This window comes from Pseudoalteromonas sp. Xi13 (genome assembly GCF_003952205.1).
Lineage (GTDB): Bacteria > Pseudomonadota > Gammaproteobacteria > Enterobacterales > Alteromonadaceae > Pseudoalteromonas > Pseudoalteromonas atlantica.
The window spans coordinates 1,834,040-1,849,643 of the sequence record NZ_CP034439.1; the positions used below are offsets into that span (position 1 = coordinate 1,834,040).

Sequence of the window (15,604 nt, forward strand, 5' to 3'; positions counted from 1 at the left end):
ATGTATAGTGATGAGCAATTATCATCCCAGCTTGTTTTTTAAATAATTTTTTTTGATGTTTTATAATTACAAAAACCTGAGAGGGCTTTAAAGCGCGGTCTGTGGCTATTAATAGTAAGTAGGGTTTATTTTGAGTTAAGCGAAAAGAGTAAAATATAAAGAGTTATAAAATAACCTTCATTTTTAAAATTATGAAATAAAGTAGCAGCTACATGAAATAATTACTGCCAGTTTGGGCCTATTAAAAATAATAGGCCCTGTGTATTTTACAGTTTTAAATTGTTTAATTTGGCCTAGCTTAGCAAATGCTTAATTTTATTAATTAATACTTGCTGCTTTACTGGTTTTTCAAGCATGTCGTCAAACCCAAGCTCAACATACTTAGCATTACTATTTGTTTCAGAATCTGAAGTGTGGGCAATAATTTTGGTTTGCTTGTCTGCGTTATGTTTTTTTATTTTAAGCATCGCGTCTGTGCCCGAGAGTTCTGGCATAACAATATCCATTAAAATAATATCGTAATTATTTTGCGACACCATCAACATAGCTTCTATTGCATTGCTTGCATAATCTATTGCTACGTTTTCATCTTTCAGCATGGCTTTAATAACCATTTCTACGAGCGGTTCATCATCAACTAATAGCAACGATTTGGTGTTGTTAAATTCTGTATGCGTTGTAGTTTCAGTAATAGACTCTTGCTTGTTTGCACTTACGGGTAACAATTCTACCGTGTTAACTAATAACGATAAATTAATAGATGTTGTTTTACCGCGTTCGTGCACAGTAATATTTTTACCGCCGAGCATTTTAAAAATTGACATAAAAAACCGCAGCTCTAATGTAGCATCAAAATTAATATCGCTTTCAAAAGACCGTTGTTTGCATACCATTTGTAACTGACTATAAAAATTCCCCTGATTTGCTAAATTATTTATAGAAAAATCCAGCGACAAATAATGTTTACCTTGCTCGTTAATCAGCTCAGAATTTAACGACAATTTGCCTTGATGTGTGCTTTCTATAAGCTCACTAGCCAGCTGAATAATTAATTGCATAATCAGTTTTTCATCACTGCTTATGCCTTTATCTATGGGCATATTGTTATTAATGATTATATTTTTATCATAAGAGTCTTTATTAAGAATATCGGCCGTATTTTTAAGTAAGTCAGCTAAATTAATAGCGCTCATTTTAAGCTTTAATTTACCGGTATCGGTTTTATTTATATTAACCAACTGCTGCACAACACAACTTAACTGTGTGCATGCATTTTCTAACTCATTGTTAAAATTGCCTTTACTGTTTTTATAATTAAGCTCTACTATAGATTGCAGTGAACTAAGTGGTGCTTTTAATTGCATTGCTAAGCGTGCTACAAATTTATCTTTTAGCTGGTTAGCTTGCTTAGACTTTTCTACTACTTGGGCAAGTAATAACTCTTTTTGATGCGCTTGTGTTTCATCTCTAAAGTAACAAACAAAGCCACCAAAGTCGGTATACCTTTGCACAACGGTGATCCAGCGGCCATCGCTAAAGCCGATATCTATTAATTGGCTATGTTCATTAGCTAATTTATTATGCTCTTGATAATGCGTAATAATATTATTTTGTTGAGATATACTCATTATTTGGCTGTAACTTAATTGCTTATTGTTTTGAATAACATGAGAAAACAATTCGTTAAATGCCTGATTAGTTATTACCGGAAATTCGTTACTATTAAAAATGGCAAAGCCATGCGGCAGCGCATCAAGCGAGCTTGAAAACAGCGATTCTCTATTAAGTATAAGGGTGTTTTTTTGTTTAATTTCGTCATGTAATCGCCTTGGTAAACGTAAAAAGTAATAAACAAATGCAAATATAGCTAAGCTAATTAATGCCAGTTTAAATAAGTCGAACCTAGATACATTAGCAGGCGTTATCGGTTTGATGGGTTGCACATGCAAGCGCCACGTAGCAGGAAAACGACTACTTGCTGCGCTTATGCTGTTAGGGATAGCTTTAACATTTAGCTCCCCCCTACTTCCTAATATAAACTGAGGGGTTGATATAAATAAATTATAATTTTGCGTATTTAGCTTACCTATTATGGCATTTAAAAACTTACTTAAATCAAAGGCTGTGAGTGTATAAATAGCGCTATTACCCATGTTTATTTCTGAAATTAAAAACGCTGTATCGGCAACAGTAAATACCTCTACTGATTGTTTATTTGCGCGCATTGAAAATGCGTTTAGCGAATTAGTAAAGCCATAAGCTGCTAAATCAAAGTTGTTTTTAGACCATATGGCAAGTTGTTTATAGTCATTATCAAATACAACAAAACCTTTATACGTTAAACTGCTTGATACCTGTGTTTTTACTAAATCACTTAATTGTTGCTGAGTATAACTTTGTTGGCTTTTTAAAAAGCCTGCGACAATTTTATCTTTTTGAGTAATGTAAAGTGCTTGGTTGTCAAAGCGCTCTAATGCATCAAACAGCGTTTGCCTTAACTGTTGAGTTTGTATGGCATAGGCACTTTTTTTGTCTTTTTTATCTAACGTATATATAAGCAAAGCCGAGAACGAGCAAATAACCAGCGCAATTAAAAAGGCCACCGGTGCTAAGCTAAATAAGTGAACAAATCGATTTAGTGATTTTGTCTCGCTCGGTTTAATTGTCTTAGTTGGGGAAAAATGTTTGTTAAGCTGGGTTTGCAGTAATTGCGCAAAAGATACAAATTGCTCTTTTTGAGAGCCAATAAGTGTTTTAGGTGAAATATCGGCAATGATCAGTACGCCAATTAAGCTGTTATCTAAATTATAAATGGGATATTGAGAGTAAAAGCGTACCTGTTGGCAGCGCCCTTTTGTTAGTGGGTCAAATAAGGTGTCTTCAATTATGTAGAGTTTTTCTTGTGTGCACGTTTGTGCCAAGCTATTTAATTCACTGTCGGCTTTGTATGGGTCATCGCAGCTAATAATTTGTTGCGTATACAAGGCATTATAATCAACGAATTTAACAATAGAAACATCATAAAACTGCTTCATTAGGGTCAGCGTTTCGGTTATTTCTTGTTTTATTTCATCTATTTGTGTGTTGTTAAATTCATTTATATTATTTGCATATGAGCTGTTCATGGGCGCACTCCTTCACCTTTCGGCGGTGTAGAAATCCAACGCGTGCTGTTAGCACTTGTATGTGATGGAAGTTTTACTCTAAATGGCGGAAGTAAGTTATTTAAAGCAGGTTCGCCTTGTGCATTTAACACCGGCTCTGCCGAGGTTAAATTGAGCGAAGCCTCGCAGTACGTTACGCCAGGCTCTATGCCAATAAGGGCCAGCGTTTGAATAATTATGTCGTTATTTATTAAATCGATACCTAGCAGCTCAAAAGTTGTTTCTAAAATAGTAAAAACCAGTGTTTCTACTATATTTTCATCTTCTTCTAGTTGCGTACCTTGTGGGCAGCAAATACTGCCTAGCTCTACATCTACACTGCTTGCTACACCTATGAGCGAAAGTGCATCAAGCGCGGTTCCTAATAACACTTCAACTTGTGGCAAATATAAATCAAGAATATCGCCTTGCGGCTCATACCCTGTTTGGCAACTATTGCACGACTGCGATAATTGCTGACTGTCTATGCCTAGTAACGGATTCCCAAGCGCAGTTACACCAACCAAACAACTACTATCGGCTTGCTGTTTGGCAATTGCAAAGCTTTCGCACGGGTTACCAGTAACTACCTTTTGAGACATATAGCGCGATACAATTTCGTCACCTGTTGCGGGGCACGCTAATGCTGTACTTTTTAGTAATTTCCCCATTACGGAGTTACTTAATTGCCCAATGGCATAATTAGGGCCTTGCTGTAGCGCATTGATATAACTTACATTGCCACTATTAGCGGTGTTACTAACTCCTAAACTATCTGAAAACTCATCACTTAAACTTTTTATACACGGGTTGCCTTGGCAATTAGGCGCATCGTAATAAATGGCTTCTCGTGAGGTGAACCTGTCATCGCGTATCCCAATTAAAGCGCGATATGTTGCATTTGCTTGGCGGTCTGTGTAAAAAATTAAAGGCGCTTGGTGCTCATCAAACCCAATGGCGATACCTAAGGGGGTGTTATTAGCATCAACAACTGTTATTTGGTTATCTACCTTTGTGTGATAGCGCTTAATAAGTGCATCGCGCACTAAAATAACACCACCAATTGAGCCAATAATTAAAATGGTAATAATTAAAATCAGCTCAATAGTGAGTATGTAGCCCTGTTGGTATTGTTTATTCATAGAGCGCTCCTATAGCACTTCAACCAGCATTTTTAGTACATTCATTACCTGCAACGCCGCAGGAAAAAACACCAGTACTAAAAACATAGGAAAACAAATTAAGATAATGGGAAAGGTGGTATGCAGTGCTTTTTTATTTACTTTTTTAGCTAATAAAATATTTTTTTTAAGCGCAAAGCTCTCTAATTGTGACTCAACCGCTTGTATTAACGGAGTGCCAAGTTTAGAGCCTATAAGCATTAAATTAGCTAATTTTTTTAAACCCGAGACCCCTGTTCTGTCATATAACGAATTAAAGGCTGTTTCGCGGTCTTTACCGGCACTGAGCTCAAACAAAAATAGTTTAAGCTCTTTATATAAAGGGTGTTTTTTACTTAGCCCATGATCAACTGCTAAAGCAAATGCGCGCTCTAGCGAAAAGCCTACGCGCATATACACTAACAGCACACTTAAAAAAAACTCTAAGCTATTGTTTATTAGTACTTTACGCTGGCCTTTTTTAAATAAAAACCACATATCAGGCGCAAAAAAGCTAATAAAACAGATAATGGCTACAAGCGGTGTACTTAATACATAACCAGTGATCTCTATGGCAGTATAAGTACAAAATGTGGCGGCCATTTTAAAGCAGTACATGCTCAATAAAATTTTATTTAACTGATACCCTGCTTGTCTAAATTGGCTTTTTGAAATAACAATTAATGGGTACCAATTTATATTGGTTTTGATAGGTTGCTGAACCTCAGCTTTTAATGACTGCTTTTGAATATGGATAAATGCACCCATACTCACCAATAAGCCAACAAATAAAAATAGGTCTATCATAGCGTTACCCTCAAGCTTAGGCGAAGCCATAAAAAGCCAAATAACTGGCAAAGCACAGCAACGGTAATAAAGGCCATGCCATTGGGGTTATTTAACAGCGGATCGAACCAGGTTGGATCGGTGTAATTAAATAAAGGCACTAAAGCGTAGGGTAAAACGCCACTAAACAGCGCAGCGTATTTAGTACCAGAAAGCTTAGCTTTGAGCTGCTGGCGATCTAGCGTTCTTAACGACATCATTTTGCATACACTTTTAAGCATGTCAGTTAAATCGCACTGGCTTTGTGTATGAGTAATTATGCTATGTGCAAATAACCGCACGGTTTCGCAGTTGTAGCGTTTAATTAAAGGGGCAAACGAGCCTTGTATATCACTGCCCATATTTAAGCGCTGCAGTAATAAATGACTTTGCGGTTTAATGTATTTATCGGCGTGTTCGTCGGCAAATTGCATAGCCTGAACAAGTGAAAGGCCAGTAGTTAAACACGATTGTACGGTTTCTATGTACTCTAAAAATAAGTGCTCAAACTTGGCTAATTTATAGTGCGCTAAATCAATAATCACAATAAAGCAGGTTATAAATACAACCAAAGAAACGATTAATGCACTTGTAGTTGCTTGAGGATAAAAGTACTGTGCAACATACCAAGTACTGGTGGCAAGCGAGCAAGCAACGCTTATAAATAAAGCATTACTGATGTTAATCCCAAGTACCCGCAGTGATACTGTGATAATGTCTTTTTCTTCAAGTACATCGACCTCGTGCTTAGTATTTGCAGCGTGTGTTTTTACTTTAAGGGTTATAAAAACACTCAGTGCTAAGGTAAATGACATAACACTTGCTATGGCCAGTAAGTAATCAAGTTTATTCATAATTACGCTCCCTGGCCGGTTGCAGTAATGCACTTATTTCGTTTGCGTTAGCACCTTGGCTTTGCATAAAGCTCACCACGCTTGAGGTACTAATTGCCTTATCATTTACTTGCTCGGTATCGCTTACGCTATACAGCGCAGAGTATTGCGCACGTCCGTTTACACGCTTTATTTCACCAATACTTTTTAGGGTTCTTACACCGTTTGTATTTCGAGAAACATGCACAATTAACTGAATGCTTGATGCGATTAATGCGCTGGTGTGGGTGTCGCTTAGCTGCGCGTTATGTAATTGCACTAGCGTTGATAATCGGGTTACCGCATCGCTTGCACTATTAGCATGTACGGTGGTCATTGAGCCTTGGTGGCCGCAGTTCATGGCTTGCAGCATGTCTATTACTTCACCTGCGCGTACTTCACCTACAAGTATTCTATCGGCGCGCATTCTTAGTGCCGCTTTTACTAAATCACGCAGGGTAACGGCGCCTTTGCCATCGCTGTTGGTGTCGTGCGCCTCTAATTGCACCACATGATTATGGTGCAAATTTAGCTCTGCACTTTCTTCTATAGTTACTACCCGCTCGTTAGTATTTATTGAATTAGCCAGTACATTTAATAAAGTGGTTTTGCCTGCGCCGGCATTTCCACACACTAAAATATTAACCCCTAAGGCCACCGCGGATTTTAAAAAAGTGAGGCAGTTTTTGCTTAAAAACTTATTGTCGATTAAAAAATCATCGTTAATTTTTTTGTGGTTAAATTTTCTAATCGAAACAATAGCAGCACTGGTGCATGCCGGTGGCACTACAATATGTACCCTGCTGCCATCTTTTAGTTTGCCATCTACAATGGGATTCAGAGCGTTAACTTGTCGAGCGCAACTATCAAGTAATCTATCAACAAAACGACGTAAGTGACGTTCATCGTCAAACTTACTGGCTGTACATAGCAATTTACCTTGCTTATCTATCCAAATATTTTGCGTATCGTTAATTAAAATATCGCTTACTTGGTCATCCAGCATAAATTGCGCTATTGGTCCTAAACCTTGTATTTCGTCGTAAACGGCTTGTACTACTTGAGCTTGTTGATGGCTGTTAAATGATGATTGTGCAAATTCGTCAATATCACTGCAAAGGGCGGATATTTTTTCAAGCAGCGCATCATTCAGTAAAGCACTTGGGTCTTGCTCGTATTCTTCAATTACTGCATCGTGGAGAATTTTTTTAAGTGATTCAAAGGTATTTAAATTGGTTTGTACAGACTCTGGTTTACTTGATAAATTAAACATAGCGCCTCACTTAGCTACATAAACAGCTTGGTTTTTAACGCCTTTAACCACTTGAATTGTTCGGCTAGTTTGTAATTGGGAGAAATTTTGTAAGCGCCCTTGTTCAATGTCATAAGCGCTGTGCACAATTATCGATACCTTATCTTGGGTATCAATTGCGGCTAACGAATACACATCTTTAGGAAGTACAGCCAACACTAATGACACACCCGCGCTGGTTGCCGGCTCTTTTTTTGCTAGGCTGTCCATCACGCCATTTTTTTGTGCTTTACTGCCAGGACCTTTTGAAATACCAATAAGCTGCACATCGCGCGCAACGGTTCTTACAAGCCGTTTTGTTTTAGCAACAATATCTAAGCGGTCGCCTTTGTGCACCCGCGATAATGGAATATCTAAAGTGGTTAATTTTAATGTATACAGCACTCTGCCTGCGGGGATCGCCTCTGATAAATTTTGGCTTTTAACCTGCATAAAATCTGTTTCAAATAGTGGTTGTTCACCCATTTTATTAGTGGCTAATTGCTTACCAATAAAGGCGCGGGGATTTTGTATACTTAGCGCCATATTTGCATAGTTACTGGGGTTTACATCTTTTTGGGCAATGTCGTGCACACTCACTACTTGCCCCGCCGACATATTTTTATTTACCACCCAGGCAGTAACTAAGTCTTGTTCGTTTACTTGTCTGATGCCAAGCGCTGAGGCCAACATGCCAGAGGTGATAAGTAAGGTGAGTGCAGCGGTAGTCGCCCCTTTATTATTTTTACTTTTCATAATTTCCTCCTGACAAATTTCACTGCCACACGGTTGTGGCAGTGTGATTTAGGTAGTTATAATTTTAATTACCTTGTGAACCACCTGCTGCTGTACGTGTTGCAGCATCGCCGCTTGGCGTTGCATTAATAAGTGCAGCACTTTCACTAAAGTCAGAGGCAACAAAAGTAAACGAGCTACCATCGCCTGCGTAAACATCTACTGCATCAACATAGCCAGAGCCTGAAATTTCTGCAGTACCTTCGGCGTTAATCATGCCATCAAATACATAGCTTTGATCTAACGAGCCAATTGCTTCTGCTACATCTTCAAGCTCGCTGGTTACAGAGTCTCGTAAGGTTGATAAACCAATTACCAGCGCTGCCACCATAGAAGTTGAAAGAATAATTAGCTCAGACGTAAGTACAAAGCCTTGTTGTTTTTTACCGTTTAAGTTGCTTTTCATAGTTTTCATAATGATCACCTTAAATGTGTTAGAGCTTATGCCCACTTTACATATTGCGAGGACCATGCCATTAATTAAGCCTATAAAAATCAATTATTTATTTTTGTTATTTGAAATATGCTTTGCTTATCCTTGTTATGATTCGCATTTTGCAAATCATTATTAAAGTTCGTTACAAGGCAAGCAGAGATTAATTCAAAGGCAGCTGTTAACTCATTTATGGCAAGCTTTTAAAAGTAAGAGAGACGAGCAATTTGATGGGGGGTATTCATAAAGTGAGATAGGTTTAAACAACGACGAGTAAGGCTATTTTAATTGTTTAGGTAGGTACGTTGTTTTTACTTTTTATGAGCGGGTTTAACTAAGGAGTGCGCAGTTTTATAAAATAAAAAGGCCTTGCGGCCTTAACTTTTACAATTACCAAGTACCGAAAGTTTCGCGTAGCGCGCTGTGGCTTGGCTGTGGTGCGCATCAAAACCTATTGCCTCATTATAATAATGACACGCCAATGCGTTATCAGGTGTCGCCTCAGCTATTAGCCCTTTGTGATAGTAATAATGGCTTTTATGCGTGCCAAATTTATAGGCAAGCTCTAAATAATTAGCTGCGATAACATAATGCCCTTGCGCATAATAAATAGACGCCATTTGTAAATACGGTGAAGCCTCAGTACCAAATTCATCAATAGCGTATTGGGCAATTTGTTTTGCTTTGGCTAAATTGCCTTGCTCAATAGCTAAGTTAATGCTTAAAGACAGCGCGTTTAAAGGCGGATTAGGTAAATTAAGAAGCTTGTTTATTACCGATTGCGCCTGATTAGCACGTCCGCTTTTATACAGCGCATAAGCTGATACAGATAAAATAACCTTATTGTTTGGGTGCTCAAGCATTAACTGATTAAGCTCATGCACTAAGGCTAAACAATTAACCGCGCTTACCCCTTCACAAGTTAAAGCACTGCTGTTTAGTGCATACTTAGTAACAATTTCACTTAGCGCAGTATGTGGGTTTACACTGGGCGCATAATCTATATGTGCGCAGCCCGATATACTCAGTAAAATAACGATATATATTATTTTCATAACCCTTGCTCCTGTATAAAACTGGCCATTTGGCTATCTAAATCAACTGTTTGCCATACGCGTAAATTATTAACCGGCTCGCGGACTAAATTAGGGGTAACCACAATAATCAACTCGCGGTTGTTTTCGCTTTTACTGGTTGTTTCGCTTAATTTACCAAACAGGCTCTCGCCGTTTGCATCAGGTACAAAGTCGTGACTGGCGTTGTTATCTGTACTAATTAAGCCACCAATAATTAAAGGTTGCCCGTCTTGTAAACGGGTAGAAGTTTGCATGCTGCGCGTATTAAATGCACTGCTGTTTAAACTGCTGCCGGTGCTTTGCGCTATTTCTGCTGTAAGTGTGGTGTCTGGCAATGAAATAACCGGATTTAAATCAAGGGTTATGCGGTCTTTGTCATCCACTAAAGCACGTACATTGAGCTCAACGCCGAACGATTTAAACTCAGTACCACTAAACACAGAACCGCTGTTACCTTGTTGCCCGCTGGTAACGCCAGATGGGCTGTAGCTTGTAGGTACTGGCACTTCGCCGCCCACTTTAAATACCGCGCTTTCGCCTGCAAGCACGGTAAGTGTAGGTCGCGAAAGGGTTCTTGAAATTCCCTCTTGCTCTAGCAAAGAAAACAACATATCAATGGCAAATTGCGAGGTTGATAACTGCAAGTTATTTGTTAATTGTCCGCCAATTAATTGCAGTGCGTTTTCTATTGATGCTGAGCCAGTCTCACGGGCATTCATGCCTTGTAGGCCAAATAAACCTTGCTCGTTGTTATACCCATTCGAAAGCACACTAATATCTGGACGCCATTGTTTTAAGCGGCGCTGATTAACTTCATAAAGCTGCACCGACACCCTCACTTGAGGTAAGTCTTCTACTTCAATGCTTGATAGCACTTTACCTTTAGCCACCGAAAGCAAAGTTGCCCGCGCTACGTTTGAATTTACATTACTTAAAGTCAGGCCAGAATCGTCATTTAGTAAGCCGCCAGACTCATTTGCGAGTACTTCAATAGCGCTTGTTTCGTTTTGCGTTGTACTACTGATAAGCCCGTTTGGATCTAGTGCCGATGTGGGTGCTTGGCTTGCTTGCTCTGGTTCAAATAATTTATTGATGGTATTTAACAAACGCACCAGTTCAATTTGATTTTTAACCGTGCCGCTGAGCATAAACACATCGTTATCATCGTTAGATAACTCATCAACCGAAATACGTTTTACAGTTACTTTGTCAGCCCCCATCGATTTTAACACCTGCGCTATGCGCGCTTCCTTAGGCTTTGGCGCTTGCGTAACTTTAATAAGGTTAATAATTGCTACTTTACTTGAACTTTGTGCTAAACCATTGTTTAAATTACCCATGCCCTGTAAACGCTGCGCTAAAGAATTAAACATTCCTTGGTTAGGCGCAGAGGTAATAACGGGTTGCGCCGATTGCGAGCTACTAGCATATAAATAGTTTTTTGCCGCTTCGTGGGCTGCATGGCGATAATTAAGCGTAGGTACTTCGCCGCGTAGAACTACCGCGTGTCTATCAGGTGCGATAGTGAGCGCTAAGTTAGGATGAATATCGTTAAGGGCATTTTCAAGTACACTGTAGTCTTCGGTCACGCCCAGTAAAAATGTTTCTGATGTGTTGTCGTCATACCACACCATCATAGAGGTGCGGCCCAACTTTTTAGCTAAAATTAATAGCTCGCGTCCGTTTACTACGTTTACATCGAGTGTAGTTTCGTGGCCTAGCGCAACACGTGCTATATCGCGGTTAAATACAAAGCGAGTATGGGTCCACTTAACTAAGTGGGATACTTTTTTTACTCTATCGCCATTGGCGTTTTCTATGTAATTTAAATTGCTTTGCTTGGCGTATACACAGCACGGTAAAAAAAGTATTACAAAAATAATGGCTTTAAACATATGCGCGTCCTCAAGTATGCGTTGAATTAACAGAGCAAGTTTAAGACCAGCAAATATTTAGCTTTAAATTCAATAAATTAAAATAATTGGAGATATAAGCACAGACGGCTTTAGTATTTTGATTTGCAAAATGCAAATGAAGTTAGGAGAGAAGGCACAAAGCAGTGCTTTGTGCCAAAAGTATTAATGCAGTGCGGCAGTAAAAGGAATGCTTTTACAAATTTCGGCTTCAGCGACTAGTAGCTCTTCTAAACGAACATCAACTTCTTCTTTATCAAAGTACTCGTACGCTAGCTCTACAAATAAGTTTTTATGTTTTTCTTCTGATTTAGCAATCGCCACATAAAAGTCTTTTTCTTTACCCTCTGGTAATGCTTGGGCAACCAATGAAAAACGCTCGTGGCCGCGGGCTTCAATAACGCCGCCAACCAGTAATCTATCCATTAAAAATCCATCACGGCCATGTCTAAATAAAGCGCGTATTTGTTTTATGTATGGATCTTTTTTGTCATCACCTAAATTAGTATCGCGTTCAATAAGCAGTTTAAGCACTTGTTTAAAGTGGATTAACTCCTCAAGCGCTAAATCGGTCATGGCTTTTACCAGTTTACGCTTGTCTGGGTAATGAGACAGCATAGAAATAGCCATGCCCGATGCCTTTTTCTCAGCAGCAGCGTGGTCTTGTAAAAACGTATTAAAGTCGGCTAAAACCGCTTCGGTCCATTCAAAGGGGGTGTTGTATTTTAATTCAAACATTTTTTGTACTACTTAAAAAATAATGCGGGGATTTTAGCGTATTTAATAGTAAAAATCTTGCAGCGAAGAGCAAAATTAACGCATATAAGGTAAATGCTTATCTATGCGCCCTTTTGCTGTTGAGTCAATTTTTAACGGGTGTTTAATATCGTTCCATGCGGTCACTTTGCCGCCTATGTTCATTTTTTCAAAGTCTGTAAGCTCGCTTTTAACGCCCAAAAACGCAGTAAGCTCGGTAAAACTTTGTGGCTTTGCTATATCAATTTCTAAGTAGTCGTTACTGCGGTGCTTAAAATACTCACGCGCGTTGGCTAAATGTGTGTTGTAGCACTTTGCTAAATAATCATCCTGGTTAATATTATCAATCGATAAGTCAGTAAAGGTCGTTAAGTAACACCGTTTTATATGAATATTAAAACCACCGTCTGGGCGCGTTAAATTAGTATGCATTCGCAGCAGCAATTGCCTAATTGAGGCAATCCAGGGTGTTTTTTCACGCGCTAAATATATAAATTTAGCGCCGGGGTAATGGCTATCTAACGCTGGGTAGTCATTAAATACAGGGGTATCGGCTATGGCTGTAGCGTTTTCAAAACAATACGAAGTGTACGCGGTGTGCGCCGTGGCAATGCCAAACTCTAAAAAAGCGTGGCATACACTGGTGGTGCCTGTACGCGGAAGCCCTATTATAAATATTTTACTCATAACAGCTATTTCTAACTATTGCGTGTTACAAGCAACAAAAAGGCACTAATAACCATCACTAAAAAGGTGGCAATGGTACCAATTTGGCGATACTTAAGGTTGTTTTCAACAATGCCTAAATTGTGAAAAACACGCCCTATTAATAATGCGCCCCCTAAAATATTACAATAATGGCTGGCAAGGCCTTGGTATTCGGCTAAAAAAAGCAAAATAATCGCAAAAGGTACGTATTCCATAAAATTAGCATGGGCACGCACAGCACGTTGTAATTTAGGGTTGCCGTTATCGCCAAGCGACACTTGTTCGCTGCGGCGCACTTTGATCACATTAAAACTTAAGTAAATATAATAAAACGCTAAAAGCGCAGCATACGTAGAAACTATCACGGTGTTGTCCTGTTTTATTTTTGGCAATAATAACATAGTTTTGCACAATCATAAGTTTACTTAGTAACTATGCTACAGTGTGTATTAGTTGAATTTTATAACGCAATGAAAGGAATTTATGTTTGTCCCTCGCAAAGTAGCCGACCGCTATCGTGAAATGATCAACAGCATTGGCTTTTACCCTTCTGTACTTTCGGTTGGTTTTTTACTTTTTGCTGTAATTACCATGTCGCTTGAATACATAGCACCTGTAGAGCAGCTCAAGGCGTTTATATCTGTTGTGCTGGTAGATAGCGCCGAAAATGCCCGCACCATTTTAAGCACGCTAGCAGGCAGTATTATATCGCTTACGGTGTTTAGTTTTTCTATGGTGATGGTGGTTTTAAATTCGGCCAGTGCCAGTTTATCTCCGCGGGTTGTACCTGGGCTTATTACCCGTAAATCGCATCAAATGGTATTGGGTTTTTATTTAGGCAGCATAATTTACTCAATTATTATGCTCATTAATATTAATAAGCTTGAAGGTGGCGATACCGCTATCCCATCGCTTGGGGTACTGCTGTCATTGGTGTTTGGTTTAGTGTCGCTTGGCTTGTTTGTATTTTTTATTCATTCAATATCTAAAGCTATTCAAGTAGATAATGTACTTAACGGTTTATTTAGCCAAACTAAACGCGAAATTAAAGCCATTATTGATAGGCAATCAGAAAAACCATTCACTGACTTTCCTGATTTTACTCAATGGCACTCAGTTAATAGCACCACCGAGGGTTATTACAAAGGGGTGCATACAGATAAGTTATGCGCCATATTAGCCGAGGAAAATATTCGGGTGTATATCTCGGTAAACCAAGGTTACTTTACCGTTAAAGGCTATCCGTTTTTAAAATGCGATAAAGACATTTCTAACAACGAAGAACTTATCGCTAAAATTTTAGACTGCTTTATTTTTTATATAGAAGAGTACATTAGCGATCATTACCGTTATGGATTAACGCAAATTTCAGAAATTGCCGTTAAAGCAATGAGCCCAGGTATTAACGATCCTGGTACAGCGGTTAAATCGATAGATATGCTGAGTATTTTATTAATTGAGCGCCTGTCGCTTAGCGATACAAACTATTCGTTTAAACACAGCGACAACGCCCCGCTACTCTTTATACACGAAACCAGTTTTGATGAGTTACTGCACGATAACTTTACGCCACTGCGTAATTACGCAAAAGGCGATGCGTATGTAATGACGAACGTTTTAGAGGCATTTAAAAATATATTGTTTGTAGCGCATGGCAATGATGCAGCCCGAAACAGCCTATTTAATTACTTAAATGCCATTGTAGATGACATAAACGAACATGTAAGTAACGAATACGACAGACAAGAAATTACCAACATGCTTAACGCGATTGCCCGCATTAGCAAGCCACAAGGGGATAAACTAGTGGCTCGTTTTACCTGCCAGCACACTAGTCAATAAAGTAAACCGCATAGCTAGACGCTGTTACTTTAATTTCTCCAGCATGATACGCATCTGGAACAAAATTACCGGGTGCGCTATCTGCCACCATCATGGTTTTTTCTGAGCGTGCATAAGGCTGAGCAGGTACGTTCATTGGGCTTAGCGATGCCGTATATAACCCTTTTAGCTCAACGCCGTAATCGGCACTTAATTCTTTGGCGGCTTTACGGGCATCTTGAATGGCCAATTTTTGCGCTTGTTTGTGCAGCTCTTCATAGTTACTTGCTAAAAATTGAGTTTGATTTATTTGGTTAATGCCGTTATTTACCAGGTTTTGTAACAGCTGAGGGTATTTTTCGATTTGCGAGAGTTTAACGCTTAACGTGCGCGACACTCTAAAGCCTTTAAATTCTTGCTCGCCAGAGCTTCTGTTGTATTGGCTTTCGCGATTTATAGAAATATGCCCTGCATTAATATTACCGTCTTTAATGCCAAGCTCTTTTACTAATTTGATCGCTTTAGCCATGGTTTTATCGGCTTTGTTTTTAGCATCAATTAGGTCTTTATCTATTTCTACAATGCCTACGCTTAATTGTACGTAGTCAGGCATAGTGGTTACGGTTGCTTCACCTTTAACATAAATATGAGGAGCGTTAGGTGTTGAGTTTGCATGCGCATCAAGGCTCAAGGTACTTAAGGCAATTGCGCTACTTAATAAAAGAATGTGTGTTTTCATTGCATTATCCATTGTATTTTTGTTGTCACCATTAAAGAGCCTACGTGGTTAACAATAAATGAACAAGCACAA

At 38.9% G+C, this 15,604-nt stretch carries 14 protein-coding genes; 1 reads left to right on the forward strand and 13 read right to left on the reverse strand.

Annotated elements, in window-relative coordinates:
- Positions 1–293 precede the first annotated feature (293 nt).
- The 12 genes from EJ103_RS20145 to EJ103_RS08340 all read right to left on the reverse strand — a co-directional run bounded on the left by EJ103_RS20145 (position 294) and on the right by EJ103_RS08340 (position 13,337).
- Positions 294–3,125, reverse strand: coding sequence for a response regulator (locus EJ103_RS20145; protein ID WP_164521618.1), 2,832 nt, complete (start codon positions 3,123–3,125; stop codon positions 294–296).
- On the reverse strand, positions 3,122–4,285 hold the full coding sequence (locus EJ103_RS08290; protein ID WP_126007049.1) for a hypothetical protein: 1,164 nt from the start codon (positions 4,283–4,285) through the stop codon (positions 3,122–3,124). The genes EJ103_RS20145 and EJ103_RS08290 overlap by 4 nt, the downstream gene beginning before the upstream one ends.
- Positions 4,286–4,294: 9 nt before the next feature.
- The gene (locus EJ103_RS08295) at positions 4,295–5,110 is read right to left on the reverse strand and encodes a type II secretion system F family protein (RefSeq protein WP_126007051.1); all 816 of its coding nucleotides are present in this window, start codon (positions 5,108–5,110) and stop codon (positions 4,295–4,297) included.
- The gene (locus EJ103_RS08300; RefSeq protein ID WP_126007052.1) at positions 5,107–5,982 is read right to left on the reverse strand and encodes a type II secretion system F family protein; all 876 of its coding nucleotides are present in this window, start codon (positions 5,980–5,982) and stop codon (positions 5,107–5,109) included. The genes EJ103_RS08295 and EJ103_RS08300 overlap by 4 nt, the downstream gene beginning before the upstream one ends.
- The gene (locus tag EJ103_RS08305; protein ID WP_126007054.1) at positions 5,975–7,273 is read right to left on the reverse strand and encodes an ATPase, T2SS/T4P/T4SS family; all 1,299 of its coding nucleotides are present in this window, start codon (positions 7,271–7,273) and stop codon (positions 5,975–5,977) included. The genes EJ103_RS08300 and EJ103_RS08305 overlap by 8 nt, the downstream gene beginning before the upstream one ends.
- Before the next feature lie 6 nt (positions 7,274–7,279).
- Positions 7,280–8,047, reverse strand: a complete 768-nt coding sequence (locus EJ103_RS08310; protein WP_126007056.1) for a hypothetical protein — start codon at positions 8,045–8,047, stop codon at positions 7,280–7,282.
- 64 nt (positions 8,048–8,111) lie between these two features.
- A complete protein-coding gene (locus EJ103_RS08315) occupies positions 8,112–8,501 on the reverse strand; it encodes a hypothetical protein (protein ID WP_024033620.1) in 390 nt (129 codons plus the stop codon).
- Between the two features lie 395 nt (positions 8,502–8,896).
- Entirely contained in the window at positions 8,897–9,574 is a 678-nt protein-coding gene (locus EJ103_RS08320; RefSeq protein ID WP_126007058.1) for a hypothetical protein, read from the reverse strand.
- Positions 9,571–11,490 (reverse strand): pilus assembly protein N-terminal domain-containing protein, encoded by a 1,920-nt coding sequence (locus EJ103_RS08325; RefSeq protein ID WP_126007060.1) that lies wholly within the window; start codon positions 11,488–11,490, stop codon positions 9,571–9,573. Before EJ103_RS08325 ends, EJ103_RS08320 begins: the two co-directional genes overlap by 4 nt.
- Before the next feature lie 183 nt (positions 11,491–11,673).
- Positions 11,674–12,246: a tRNA-(ms[2]io[6]A)-hydroxylase gene (locus EJ103_RS08330; protein ID WP_055014789.1), complete on the reverse strand. Its 573-nt coding sequence runs from the start codon at positions 12,244–12,246 to the stop codon at positions 11,674–11,676.
- 75 nt (positions 12,247–12,321) lie between these two features.
- Positions 12,322–12,951, reverse strand: a complete 630-nt coding sequence (locus tag EJ103_RS08335; RefSeq protein ID WP_126007062.1) for a sulfotransferase — start codon at positions 12,949–12,951, stop codon at positions 12,322–12,324.
- An 11-nt stretch (positions 12,952–12,962) separates the two neighbouring features.
- Positions 12,963–13,337 (reverse strand): MAPEG family protein, encoded by a 375-nt coding sequence (locus EJ103_RS08340; protein WP_054982679.1) that lies wholly within the window; start codon positions 13,335–13,337, stop codon positions 12,963–12,965.
- A 118-nt stretch (positions 13,338–13,455) separates the two neighbouring features.
- On the opposite strand from EJ103_RS08340, the gene EJ103_RS08345 reads away from it, so the two are divergent.
- Complete coding sequence (locus EJ103_RS08345) at positions 13,456–14,814, forward strand: DUF2254 domain-containing protein (protein WP_126007064.1); 1,359 nt, start codon at positions 13,456–13,458, stop codon at positions 14,812–14,814.
- Here EJ103_RS08345 and EJ103_RS08350 read toward each other — a convergent pair.
- Positions 14,804–15,532 (reverse strand): SIMPL domain-containing protein, encoded by a 729-nt coding sequence (locus EJ103_RS08350; RefSeq protein ID WP_054982514.1) that lies wholly within the window; start codon positions 15,530–15,532, stop codon positions 14,804–14,806. The genes EJ103_RS08345 and EJ103_RS08350 overlap by 11 nt on opposite strands.
- Positions 15,533–15,604: the final 72 nt, after the last annotated feature.